Annotated in this window: 9 protein-coding genes; all 9 read right to left on the reverse strand. The window is 37.7% G+C overall.

Annotated elements, in window-relative coordinates; all coding sequences use genetic code 11:
- A partial coding sequence (locus ACFIJL_RS07425; RefSeq protein ID WP_375623920.1) for an autotransporter outer membrane beta-barrel domain-containing protein occupies nucleotides 1-3,719 on the reverse strand: 3,719 nt, incomplete at its 3' end.
- Nucleotides 3,720-3,960: 241 nt separating this feature from the next.
- Nucleotides 3,961-4,248, reverse strand: coding sequence for a hypothetical protein (locus ACFIJL_RS07430; protein ID WP_375623922.1), 288 nt, complete (start codon nucleotides 4,246-4,248; stop codon nucleotides 3,961-3,963).
- Entirely contained in the window at nucleotides 4,238-4,450 is a 213-nt protein-coding gene (locus tag ACFIJL_RS07435) for a hypothetical protein (protein WP_375623924.1), read from the reverse strand. The genes ACFIJL_RS07430 and ACFIJL_RS07435 overlap by 11 nt, the downstream gene beginning before the upstream one ends.
- A complete protein-coding gene (locus ACFIJL_RS07440; RefSeq protein WP_375623926.1) occupies nucleotides 4,440-4,784 on the reverse strand; it encodes a hypothetical protein in 345 nt (114 codons plus the stop codon). Before ACFIJL_RS07440 ends, ACFIJL_RS07435 begins: the two co-directional genes overlap by 11 nt.
- Entirely contained in the window at nucleotides 4,784-4,936 is a 153-nt protein-coding gene (locus tag ACFIJL_RS07445) for a hypothetical protein (protein ID WP_375623928.1), read from the reverse strand. Before ACFIJL_RS07445 ends, ACFIJL_RS07440 begins: the two co-directional genes overlap by 1 nt.
- 173 nt (nucleotides 4,937-5,109) lie before the next feature.
- Nucleotides 5,110-5,610, reverse strand: coding sequence for a hypothetical protein (locus ACFIJL_RS07450; protein ID WP_375623930.1), 501 nt, complete (start codon nucleotides 5,608-5,610; stop codon nucleotides 5,110-5,112).
- A gap of 95 nt (nucleotides 5,611-5,705) precedes the next feature.
- A complete protein-coding gene (locus tag ACFIJL_RS07455; RefSeq protein ID WP_375623932.1) occupies nucleotides 5,706-5,957 on the reverse strand; it encodes a hypothetical protein in 252 nt (83 codons plus the stop codon).
- Between the two features lie 762 nt (nucleotides 5,958-6,719).
- A complete protein-coding gene (locus ACFIJL_RS07460; RefSeq protein WP_375623934.1) occupies nucleotides 6,720-10,019 on the reverse strand; it encodes an autotransporter outer membrane beta-barrel domain-containing protein in 3,300 nt (1,099 codons plus the stop codon).
- A 442-nt stretch (nucleotides 10,020-10,461) separates the two neighbouring features.
- The gene (locus ACFIJL_RS07465) at nucleotides 10,462-13,272 is read right to left on the reverse strand and encodes an autotransporter outer membrane beta-barrel domain-containing protein (RefSeq protein ID WP_375623936.1); all 2,811 of its coding nucleotides are present in this window, start codon (nucleotides 13,270-13,272) and stop codon (nucleotides 10,462-10,464) included.
- Nucleotides 13,273-13,458: the final 186 nt, after the last annotated feature.

Raw genomic sequence — 13,458 nt, forward strand, 5'->3', positions numbered from 1 at the left:
CATTGATGAAATTTTCCTAAATCAACATCAAGATTATCAATATCACGCGCCTGATTAAACTGAAGATGCTGATAAACAATCTGAATCTGCGGATCAAAAACAACACCTTTATACCCTGTTGTAAACGTTCTGCCACTCGTTAAAGAACCGCTAAACTGTTTACCCTTTAATGCCACAACCTTGCCCCGTGCAAGGGTCAAAACATCTCCCTTAAAAAGTCCATACGATACCACCCCATCTATATAAAAACCCGTATCATGCTTCAGACTTCCATAGGCAGAAACAGACCATTTATCAAATGCACTCTTTTTGCTTTGTTCAACATCCTGAGGGGTTAGAGAAAGGTTTCCATAAGACCCCATAACTCCAAAGAATGTACGACCATATAAACTCTCAATCTCGTTTAACAAAACACCTGCTTCGAATGCATTATAATCGAGCTCAGCACCATAGCCATATTCAAAAGCAGATAAGTTGGAAGCATAATGATGGCTACCACCATAAGCATGCAGAAAAAAGGCTGTCTTTTCATCATCCTTCCAGGAGGAATGAAAAGCATTCCGCATTGTCTCTAATGTCTTATTTTGCGCGTTCATATCCACTAAACCAGCATGAAATAAGGCATTTGGCAAAAGAAGATAAGTTGGAACCTGTGGAACAACAGCTCTAATTTGGAGATTAGACGAGGAATCCAAAGGGTCAGAAGACCCAGAAGGCTTTGGTTCAACAGGGGCAGAAGGAGGAGGAACAGAATCTGGAGATGAAGTGTCCTCCGGAACAGAGGGCTCAGATGGACGAACCTCATCAGTAGAATCTTCAACTGGAACAAACGGTGCAGGCATAGGATGCACAAAAGAATGGTCCTCTGGAACAGTTGGTACAGAAGGACGTACAGGTTCAACAGGGGTAGAAGGAGTGGGGACAGAATCTGGAGATGAAGTGTCCTCCGGAACAGAGGGCTCAGATGGACGAACCTCATCAGTAGAATCTTCAACTGGAACAAACGGTGCAGGCATAGGTTGCACAAAAGAATGGTCCTCTGGAACAGTTGGTATAGAAGGACGTACAGGTTCAACAGGGGTAGAAGGAGTGGGGACAGAATCTGGAGATGAAGGAGATACCGGAATAGAGGGCTCAGATGGACGAACCTCATCAGTAGAATCTTCAACTGGAACAAACGGTGCAGGCATAGGTTGCACAAAAGAATGGTCCTCTGGAACAGTTGGTATAGAAGGACGTACAGGTTCAACAGGGGTAGAAGGAGTGGGGACAGAATCTGGAGATGAAGGAGATACCGGAATAGAGGGCTCAGATGGACGAACCTCATCAGTAGAATCTTCAACTGGAACAAACGGTGCAGGCATAGGTTGCACAAAAGAAGGGTCCTCTGGAACAGTTGGTATAGAAGGACGTACAGGTTCAACAGGCGCAGAAGGAGTGGGAACAAAATCTGGAGATGAAGTGTCCTCCGGAACAGAGGGCTTAGATGGCAAAACCTCATCAGTAGAAGTTTCAACTGGAACAAGCGATGCAGGCATAGGTTGCACGGAAGAAGCGTCCTCTGGAACAGAGGGGACAGAGGGAAGTACAGGCGAAACAGGGGCAGAAGGAGTGAGAGTAGAATCCGTAGGAATAAATGTTTCAGACGGATCAGATATTTCAGGCAAAGAAGGTGTAGATGGTATAAGCGGTGGCTTAACAGAAGGAGGTTGTTCAGGCGCAATAGTCTCTGATGGTCGTTCAGAAGGTATAGTTTCTGCTTCAGATTTAGGTGGTAAAACTGTGGACGTAGGCTTAATAGACGGAACTGAAATAGATTCAGAAGGATCTAATTCAGGATTAATGTAAACACTTTCGAGACGAAAATCCCAAAAATCTCCTTCCCCTTCAACCAATCTATTTTCGGGACTTGCTTCTCCAGAAGAAGAACCAGGACCATAAGCACGAAGTTTATATTGATAAGGAAATCCATTTATCGCAACATAATCATTCAAAAGCTTAAAAGTATCTTCCTTTGCTTTTCCAAAAACCTGAATAATCGAAACACTTTGATGACTTCCGTCAATCACTTTTGTATCTGAAGCTTTTTGAAATTTTTCCATTCCAATGAGCGTGGTTCCCAAAACATCACCATAGATTAAAACGCGATCAGTTTTTTGAGGATCAAATGAACCATCATTATTCATAAATGTGCTCATCTTAATCCGAGAATTACCTTCCGCACTGTATACTTTATTGTATACGCCATCCACACCCGCTGTTTGATCAATATCATCTAATGCATAAACATCTTCTTTATTGTATATTTTCTTTCCAATATGCAATGTTTGATAATTTTGAGAGACATATTTCTCAAAAACAAGCGTACTATCAAGGAGACTCAAAGTAGAAAGCGATGAAACCGTAACATCGGCCTCTTGTAAATCTTGATATTTAGGCTTAGTAAGATACCATGTTGAACCATTTTTTAACTGTAAATCAACACGAGACCTATCTTCAATGCGCACTCCCCCTGTAAGGGTTGAAGAATATGCTTGAACAAGAAGAGAAGAATCTTTTTCAGTTTTTATTAATAAGTCACCAGAGATTTTTGTATCGTCCAATAGTTCAAGGGTAGCTTTAGCTCCAAAACCATCAGTCCCAGTGCTATAAATGGCGATACCTTCTGGAACTGTAAAGTTTGTCTTTGATAACTGAACAAATGCCTTTCCTATAATGATATTTCTGCCTTGTAACAACATTTCATTAGCTGAATCAGCTGTTCTAAACCCTTTGTCTGGTTCTAATCCATAAAAATACAGACCATATACTCCTTTACCCAGCACAAAAACATTGGATTTGTTAATCTTAATATTTGTCTTCTTAAATTCATCCGATGAACTAAATGCTTTCCACAACAACTTTTCTTTATCATTCACATCAACCGAAGAATTTTTCACCAAAAAACCATGCATATCACTCAGTTCAATAGAACTATTATTCAATTGAACATGACTTCCTTGAGAGACGTCGAAAGCTTCTGGTATTTTATCGAAACCTTCCTCATCGACGATAGTAGTTTTTTGTTTTCCTTTACCCTTAATGATAGTACTATCGAAATTATACCCTCCCCCATAAAACGATGAAAATCTACCTTTCCCATTAAATGTAACAGTACTGCCTGACATCCTAATCTTTGCACCAAGTCTACTCACAAACCCGATATCTTGCAGGTTGTCTGGCTCAACCTCAATCTTTACACGCACTAAAGCAATATCCGCTTCTTCACCCAATGCATATATAGCGTGAGAAGTTTCCGTAATTGACCCATCTGTCATGTTAATGACTGCATTTTCAGCATGAAGAGCACGTACATTCTTAAAATTTGAATTTTTTAGATTAAGACGTGCACCATATTTTGCATATGCACCATATGCAGATATTTTATTTGAATCATCGCCATAAACATTTATCTGAGATGCATCAACAACTGTACCTGCATTTTCTACATATATAGCCTTAATAGGATCAGAACTAGGAGCATGTTCTTGAAAACTTTTTAAATTATAAGTTTTATTTTCAAGTGTATGTTTTTTACCATCACTGCACGTATAAAAGCTCCCTGTTTCATCACAGGGAGCTGCAAAAGCATGAAAGCCCGTATTAATATTTACAACCCAAAAAAAAGAAAAAGCAACTGTTGTAAAAGTCAACCTATAATTTTTAAATATATTAACCATAACTCTTTTGCAAATCCTTCTCCCCCGCTTTATTTAAAAGTGAATGAGATCTGAAATAATGTTAAGTTAAACATATGAATATTTTTAAGTATAACAAATAAATACTTGCTTTGCAATTCATAAAATACTCTATATTTATGTAAATGTTATTCTATATTTAAGAATATACCTAAAAGCGTAGTGTAAACCGCATGAAAAATCATCTCTGAAAAACCAGTTTTACTAAGACGATGCTGATAGGTTAAATCTCCGTGCAATAAAAAATTTGAAGATAACTGAGCATTTCCCCCATTCCAGCTTCTAGAGAAGAACCACCCCCCCCTAATTGGAATTCATCTCCAAATTGCACATGTTTTTTTCCTCCAAAACTCATGGTAAGATGAAACTTGCCATTGAAAGAAACAACAAGAGCCTCTTCAGAAGCAGCAAGCGTCTTTCTTAAAGACCCGCCAACACGCATCACCCACAAATCAAGTTTTTCTATTTCAATATCAAAACCATCAATATCAAACGCCTGATCAAACCGCACATTTTGATAAACAACCTAAACCTGCGGTATCAAAAATAACCCCTTTATGTCCTGTCATAAATGACTTACCCGCAATCAATAAAGCACTCAAAGGTGTTCCCTTCAATGTTGTTATCTTGCCTCTTGCTTGCGTGAGAACATTCCCTTTAAATAAACCATAGGAAAAAAGACCATCGATATAAAAGCCTGTATCATACTGCATGCTGCCATATGTGTAATAGGCCATTTATCAAATATACTTTTTTGTTTTCTTCAACATCTTGAGGTTGTAGAGAATTTTTTCCATCATTCCCCATTATTCCAAAGCTTAAAGTGTGATGTGTATCCTCAATCGCATTGAGCAAAACACTTGCCTCTATAGCGTTATAATTCAAATTTCCACCATAACCATATTCAAGCGCAGACAGATCAGAAACATAACGATAACTTCCACCGTAACCTCGCGCAAAAAGAGCAGAACTTTTAGCATTTTCTCCCAAAGTCCCAGCAGCAATACGCAATGTTTCCAGCTGTTTATTGTGATTGTTCATATCCATCAAACCAACCTGAAACAAGCATGAGGCATCGATAGATATGCTGAAACTTGTGGGACAACAGCTTTAATGCCCTCTTCAGAATAAAAAACAGAAGCATCATGATCAGCTAAAACATTATGATGATGAGTATGAGTACTTAAAGAATGAGACACATCATTTTCCAACCGCATATGATGCAGATGAGAAAGTTTCTGAACATATTCAGCTTCAAGTCAGAAATCCCAAAAATCTCCATTATACTCAATATTTTTCTCTTTAACGGATCCATCCCCACCTTTACCTGTCTATGAGAAAAATTGGGACCATAAGCACGAACACTATATCACTAAGGCGCTCCTCTTAGAGCAACATAATCTGTTGTTAATTTAAAGGAATCATCCGCAGCCTTTCCATAAACCTGAACAATTGAAACACTGAGGCTGTCTTTTTTATCGTCTTTTTGCTTACCTTTGCTCTGGTTCTTTATTTTTTTTGAAGCCACTGAGACATCGATAATATGCACCTTAGTTTTTCCATAAACATCACCATAGATAAGAAGTTTATCAGCTTTTATTCCCTTGCTTTTACCAGTTTCAGTAAGATATGCATTAACATATAAGCGTGCGTCCTCTCCTACAACGTAAGCATGATCTAAACCATAATCATCATCCAATCTCCTAACACGAAGTGTCTGATAAAAATCATTTCTTGGTTTCTGAAAGAAAATAAAACTATCAATAAGCCTTACAAAGAAAATAGATGAACCTACACAATATGGAACTTTTTTATGATCATTTTCAAGCGCATTTTTATTTGCTCTTACAGTCCATAAAGATTGATTGAACAACTCAACACTATCATAAAAACCTTTCTCAACATGTGCCCTTCCTGCAAGAAAAGACGCATAGGCATCAAGCGCAACAAATGAATTATTTTTGACATCTAACCGATCAGCAAAAATACGAGAACCCTCTGATACCGTAATATAAGGATACCTCCCCTAGCATCGTTACTATAAATAGCCGTACCATCAAGAACATGAAGAGCAGTCTTTTTAAATCGAAATTCACCTAAACTTATAAGAAGCACTCCCTCTTGATATTCATGTTGCGAAGTACTTCCTCTAAAATGCAAACTATGAACCCTTTGTCCCTGAAGAATGATCTCTGAGTTTTCAAAAGAAACCAAAGACATAGAACTATCTCGGAACTCAAATGACCTTTCCTTAAAAACCGGTTTTGCACTTTCAATCGCTATGCCATGAACATCAGAAACCTGAATCTTACCTTCATCAAAGAAAAAAACCGCTCTGCTTCACACCAAACACAGATTGAGATAACTTGGCATTTCTACCACTTTTCTTTTCGCTATTTCCTATAATAGAACTCTTTTAAAAGAAGTTTTATTGTCTTTTGACACAACCACTGCTGATGTAATCTTCTCAGATCTATTTAATTCTAAAATTCCACCAATTCCTGAAACGCCTTTTCCCCTTTACTTTTTTCCGGCTTAATAACTATGTTATGAGATTGTATTGTAAAAATAACACCTGTAGTCCTTCCTATCCAATTCACTCATATATAACTTATTACGACTTCCAAAAGTACAAGCAGCACCAACTGTATCACACGAATACGATTTAAAAGAGAATTACATGAGGGTTTATAACCTTCTGCACTCACATCTATATTGTGCGCGAAGAAAAAATAGAGGTCGTAAGAAAACACACTCATGGCGTTTTAATACTTTAATCATAATTTAGTCTAAACTTTCTTTATTTTATCTTCATAAAAAATCGAAAAGACACCTCTGGTTCATCTACTTATTATTCTTATTATGTGCCGTCATAATAAGTTGTTTTGTATTATACATAAAGTCAAAAATCAGAAAATAACACTATAAAACCATGCTTTATACTTATATTTTCCACAAAGGATATATTAAAGGAAAATACAATTAAAAGTGATAGCTTAATCCACCAGAAAAATGCGTTCCAGAAAAGCCGGCATTCGTAAATTTATGCTGATAAATCAGGTCACTATGAAAAATAATTTTTGGAGATAATTGCGAAAAAACACCCAATCCAGCTTCTAAAGAAGACCCAAAGGAACCAAGCTGGAAGGCATCTTTAAAATATACAAATTGTTTATCATCAAAACTACGAATGAAATGAAGCTTACCATAGAATGAAAGAACATGTGCATCTTTAGTAAATGTAAGTGTCTTCGTTAAATACCCACCAATACGCATCCCCCAATGATCTGGGCTTCGCATATCAATATTAAAATTATCAATATCACGAGTCTTATGAAACTGGAGATTTTGATAAACAAACTGAACTTGTGGTTCAAAAATAAAATATCGGCTGCCGATCATAAACGTTTTACCAGCAGTTAAGGAAACACTCAGCGGCTTACCTCTCAATGTAGCTGTTTTACCTCGCTCAAGTGTGAGAACATTTCCATTAAACAAACCATAAGAAAAGAGACCATCCATATAAAGACCCGTATCATGCTGCATGCTTCCATATGCCGTGATTGTCCATTTATCAAATATACTTTCTTGACTTTGTTTAACCTTTCGAGGCTGCAAAGAAAGCTTGCCATAATTCCCCATAATCCCAAAAGATGTCGTACTGTATGCACTTTCGATTTTCTTGAGTAAAATATTTGCCTCTAGTGCATTATAATCAAGCTCACCGCCATAATCACCATATTTAAGTACAGATAAATTTGAAGTATAACGGTGATGTCCGCCGTAACCGCGCAAAAACAAAGTGGGATTTTCATCATTTTTCAACAACCGACCAGAAACAGTTCGCAGCGCTTGCAACTGCTTGTTTTGATTACTGATATCCATCAATCCAGCATAAAATAAGGTATTTGGCACAAGAATATATGTCAGAACCTGTGGAACAACGACTCTCACATTTGGCTCAAAATGAGAAGAAGGCTCAAAAACAGATGCCGGAACAGAAAAACTAGACGCAGGTGGAGTAACAACAGAAGGGGTGGGTGAAACATGCGGCGGAACAGGTGAACCAGATGCAACTGGAGTAACAACAGAAGGAGCGGGTGAAACATGCGGCGGAACAAGTGAACCAGATGCAACTGGAGTAACAACAGAAGGAGTGGGTGAAACATGCGGCGGAACAGGTGAAACCGATGCAGGTGCTGCAACAACAGAAGGAGCGGGTGAAACATGCGGCGGAACAAGTGAACCAGATGCAGGTGGTGCAACTGGATTAGATTCAGCAATAGCGGGAATAACAGGTGCAAGAGAGGAAGGAGGATTGGGGGTCTCAAGCACCAAAACATCAGATACATTAGGTGTGGTCGTAAGATGGGAATCCCTATCAGGAGAATCTACAGGAGAAGAAAGACTTGGCTCCTGAGGTTTTTGCTGAGAGTTAGAGTCAATAGAACCATCCTCACCTCCAGTAATATTAAGATGAATTTTAGGAAAAGAAGGAATATCATCAGAAGAAGGGGGGACAACCAAATCAAGAACAGGAAAAACTTTAGTGGAATCAAGAGAAGTGGAATCAACAAATTGACTTTCAAGGCGGAAATCCCAAAATGTTCCAGAGTTTTTAAGCACTCTTTGATGGGAATCTGCCGCCCCTAAAGTAGAGCTTGGACCATAACTCTTAAGATGATACTGATAGGGAGAGGCTTCAAGTGTGACATATCCCCCCTTTAACTGAAAAGAATCTTCAGCAGCTTGTCCATAAACCTGAATAATGGAAATCCCCTGATTATTACCACCATCTCCCGTCAATGCCCCTGGACTTCCAGGAATCTTATAAATATGAACTGTTGTTTTTCCTTCAAGATCACCATTGATTAAAAGCCGGTCAGTTTTTTGCTCTTGCAGAGCTCCGCCTTTATCCAAATATGCATTAAGATAAAGATTCACATCACCGTGCGCTTTATAGACAGTCCCCGATCCTTTTCCGATGAGAAGTGTCTGATAACCATTTGTTTTTTTAGATTTTAATTCTTCAAAAACAAGAGAACTATCCGTAAGATTGACCGATGAAATGAAGGAATAGTCCCCTAAATTAGAACCAGAAGCATCAGAATTTTGCAATTTGTCATATTTTGGTCGCGATAAAATCCACTTTGAACCATTTTTTAAATCTATCTTAGCTGTAGAACTTTCATCAACATATGCGCCTCCTACAAGGGAAGAAGCATCAGCCTCAATCTTTACATTGGAACGCTCAACAGCTTTCAGGAGTGAATCACCAGAAACTGTTGAATTTTGTAAGAGTTTAACAGAGCTTTCAAATTCGCGGCTATAAATAGCCGTACTTTCTGGAGCCATAAAAGTTGTCTTTGTCAAATAGACAGTCCCTTTTCCAGGTATAATTGTTTTTTTATCATTTAAGACAGCTTCCCAAAAAAAGCGCATGCCATTAAATGCATTTTCTCTCACAAAAATATTGGAATATTTGATATGAGCAGTATTATTATCATTTCCCTCCAAGGCAATACCATGCGCTCTAATGACATTAACGTTTCCCTTCTGGAAATTAAGAGAGCCTTTTCCCTGAAGCATACTAAAAGCAGAAGCTTCACGATGATTATCTGTATTTGTTACCTGTTTTCCCCTCCCAGTAATAGAAACACCATCTAAATTAATTTCTCCATCTCCTCCTGTTTGAACACCAATACCACTGGTAAAATCAATTTTTCCTTCTTTCATATAAATTTTTGCACCATTATGACTCAAAAGACCTATCGCATCAGAAGATGTCTTAATCTCTGTCTTGGTCAAAGAAACAAACGACTCTTTACCCGCAACACTGATCCCCATTCTGGTTGCTTTAATCACCCCATCCTGCATCTCAAAAGCCCCCTTCTCATTAACATCGGCCCCTATCGACACATCATTTAACATGGAATCAAATAGAGCAACGCCTCCCCCATTTGAGGACTTTACAGCTGTTGTCCAAGCGTTTGTTTCTGAATGGCCATGTGCATTCGAAACACCGTTAATGATTATAGCCTCTCCCTCAATGACTGTATCTTCCCCTGATGCCTCTATAGCAGCATCAGAACTTTCACCCATAACTTGATAAGTTTTCTGGGAAATTTCATGCGTTTTACCATCATGACAGCGATAAAATGAGGCACTTTCGTTACATGAATATTGCTTCTTCTCAGAAGGAAGATCACCTGCATCAGCATTGTATACAAAGAAAAAAATAACCGTTGTAAAATGACATAAAGAGAGATGATTTTTAAACATAATTTTCTACAAACTTTCTTCCCCTTCCCTAAAAACAAAAAAAACGCGTTCTGTTTAATAACTTTGGTTACACGTGATAATTTAAAATACGTTTTGTGTTTTATATATCGACCAGATGCTTTATGTAAAGCCAGAATCCAAAAATATCACAATTTAAAATTGTATTATTTATAAAAACGCGCAAAAATATAGGTAACAATAAAAATTCTATCTCAAAGCGGTGATTTCAAGAGAATTTAATAAAAATACACGAAAGGAAGAAAAACAGCATAAGAAGCAAAAACTGCAAACCAGAAAGCCTTATCTCGTTTCTAAAAAGAAACAAACTTTCTCATGCAAAAAACATCTTTTTAAAAAACTTATTTAAAAAGTTGCAAACAAATATAAAGAGCCACAAGCTATGCTTGTGGCTCTTTAAACACCTTACCCCCAGATGATCATCCTAAAAACGATAGCGCAATCCACCAGAAAAACTGATTCCAGAAAAACCACCTTTGCTCAACTTATGCTGATAAACCAAATCACCATGAAGCACAAATTTTTGAGACAAGCGAGCATTAAGACCTAATCCAGCCTCTAGAGAAGAACCAAAAGCCCCTAACTGGAAAGAATCTTTAAAGCGCACAGCTCTTTCTTTGCCAAAATCATGGGAAAAATGAATCTTTCCATAGAAAGAAACATCACGATCTTTTTCAGACGCAGTAAGAGTCTTCATCAAACGACCACCTATACGCACCATCCATTGATCAAGTTTATCCATCTCAATATTAAAATTATCAATATCACGAGCCTCATTAAATTGAAGATGTTGATAAACAACCTGAACCTGTGGATCAAAAACAACACCTTCATATCCTGTGGCAATTTTCTGACCACTCATCAAAGAAGCACTTAAAGGGTTACCCTTCAATGTTGCAGTCTTACCCCGCGCAGTTGTCAGAACATCTCCCTTAAACAGACCATAGGATAAAAGACCATCAACATAGAATCCTACATCATGCTGCATACTGCCATAAACTGTAGCAGTCCATTTATCAAATGTACTTTTTTGGCTTTGTGCAACATCTCGAGGCTGTAGAGAAAGCTTTCCATAAGACCCCATAACCCCAAAGGATATAGCACTGTCAACATCTTCAATTTTTTGTAGCAAAACACCTGTCTCTAGTGCATAGTACCCTAGATCTCCCCCATAACCATATTCAAGCGCAGATAAATCTGAGACATAACGATAACTTCCACCATAGCCACGCAAAAATGAAGCAGGATTTTCACGAATTTCCAACATTCCACTAGGATGAGTTCGCAATGTCTCCAACTGCTTGTTTTGATTGCTGATATCCATTAAACCAGCGTGGAACAAACTATTTGGCAAAAGCAGATAAGTTGGTACCTGAGGAACAACAGATCTTACACCTCGTCCAGATAAGGAAATATTTTCAATTTTAGAAAGACTATCCGTAAAAGACGACGAAACATCATCATCAGAAGATGCCGGAACAACATCAGCAGAAGACGCTGGAATAATATCCGAAAAAGAAGCATGTGCAGGGGGGGTACGTTCAGAAACCGTAAGAATGTCGTTATTATCAGCAGATGTTTGAACATATTCATTTTCTAAACGAAAATTCCAAAATGCCCCTCCGTTCAAAGCAAATTTTTGTTTAACATGCTCATCCCTTGCTGTAGCACTTGGATCATAAGAACGAAGTACATATTTATAAGGCGCCCCCTCTAAGGCAACATACTGTCCATTCAATTGAAAAGAGTCAGGCAATGCCTCTCCATAAACTTGAATAATTGAAACACTATGCGCTTTTTCGTTTTTTTCTTCTAAGCCTCCTGCAACCCCTTGTATATGTACTATCGTTCTTCCCTTAACGTCACCATGAATGAGAAGCCTATCCGTTACTTGATGATCACTTGTATCATTAGGATTTAAACGTGCATTCAAATGAATCCAAGCGTCATCAAAAGCCTGATAAACAACACCTGTTCCTTTTCCAATATAAAGCGTCTGATAGGTATGAGCAGTGCTGGATTTCGGTTTTTCAAAAGTAATAGAACTATTAGAAAGATTGATCGATGAAATAAATGAAACATCTCTATAATGAGGATTTTGTAATTTTTTATGTCTTGGTTGCAATAAAGCCCACTGTGAATTATTTCTCAAGATAAGGTCGACTTCAGAACTGTTATCAACCTGAGTTTGACCGACAAGTGCAGAAGCATCAGCAAAAACCTTTATAGAAGAGCCATGATCAGCCTTCAGCAATAAATCTCCAAAAATCTTTGTTTCCTTTAAAGATATTTTAGACTTTCCAGATTGACTGCTATAAACAGCTATACTATCTGGAACTACAAAACGCGTCTTTTTCAAATTAATGAACGATGATTTTCCCTCTGACGAATCCTCTGATGCTACCTCATCCTCAAAGTGCATACCATAAAATGCATTACCTTTCACTGTAATATTGGAATCTCCAATATCAATCTGAGAACCTTTATTTCCCTGCAATAAAAGCCCATGAGCATCAGTAACATCAACAGCCCCTTTCATAAACTCAACATAACCATCTTTAGATATATGAAAAGCAGCATTATCATTCTGACGATCTGCATTCAGCCCTTGACCATCCTTGCCAGTACGACCTTTTCCGGTAATAGAGACACCCTCTAAAATAAAATATCCTTTTTCTCCTGCTTTAACCCCAACACCACCTAAGTTAATTTGTGTATCCATTAACTTAACTGTAGTTTGAGATTTTCCTTCTGCAAAAGCCCCTACTTTGATTGCATCAATCGATCCACCGGATATTGTGAAGGAAGCACTATGAGCTTCTACCCCTACTAAAACACCACTCAAAGTGAAATCGCTCAGAGAGGCTCCCGCCTTTTCTGATACCTTTAGTCCATATTTCCAAAAGTTCTTTTCCGAATTATTCTTTTCATCCCCAATACCCTTAATAGTTATTTTCTTGCCACTAATAAATGTACCACTTTTAGACGCCTCTATGGCTCCATGAACACCATTAACATTTTTATCCATTAGCGAATAAACTTTATTATTAATTTCATGCTCTCCACCATCATCACACTGATAAAATTCTGCATTCTGATCACATGAAGACTGCTTTTTTCCAGAGATAACCTGAGATTCAGCATTATGTGCAAAAACATCAACATTGTGTGTAAAAAAAAGAAGTGCTGTTGTAAAAGTACATAAGGAGAAGCGATTTTTAAATAGACTGACCATAATTCCACCATAATCCCCCCTCTTCTTGCCAAGAAATATACACAACGTATTAAAAACTTTACTAAGAGAAAAATATTTAACACGTTTAGGTTCTAATATATGGAGATTATTAATATTTTTTGTGTTTTATGTAAATATGGAATTAAAAAATTACTCGAAAATACAATCTAAATCTGTCGCTTTTAC

Source organism: Bartonella sp. TT119HLJHH (assembly GCF_042193385.1).
Classification (GTDB): Bacteria; Pseudomonadota; Alphaproteobacteria; order Rhizobiales; family Rhizobiaceae; genus Bartonella.

Bases quoted from the DNA above. Each gene is read 5' to 3' on its own strand.
- ACFIJL_RS07440 (WP_375623926.1), bottom strand. From the start codon at position 4,784: ATGGATATGAACAATCACAATAAACAGCTGGAAACATTGCGTATTGCT.
- ACFIJL_RS07455 (WP_375623932.1), bottom strand. From the start codon at position 5,957: ATGTCTTTGGTTTCTTTTGAAAACTCAGAGATCATTCTTCAGGGACAA.
- ACFIJL_RS07465 (WP_375623936.1), bottom strand. From the start codon at position 13,272: ATGGTCAGTCTATTTAAAAATCGCTTCTCCTTATGTACTTTTACAACA.
- ACFIJL_RS07460 (WP_375623934.1), bottom strand. From the start codon at position 10,019: ATGTTTAAAAATCATCTCTCTTTATGTCATTTTACAACGGTTATTTTT.
- ACFIJL_RS07435 (WP_375623924.1), bottom strand. From the start codon at position 4,450: ATGCAGTATGATACAGGCTTTTATATCGATGGTCTTTTTTCCTATGGT.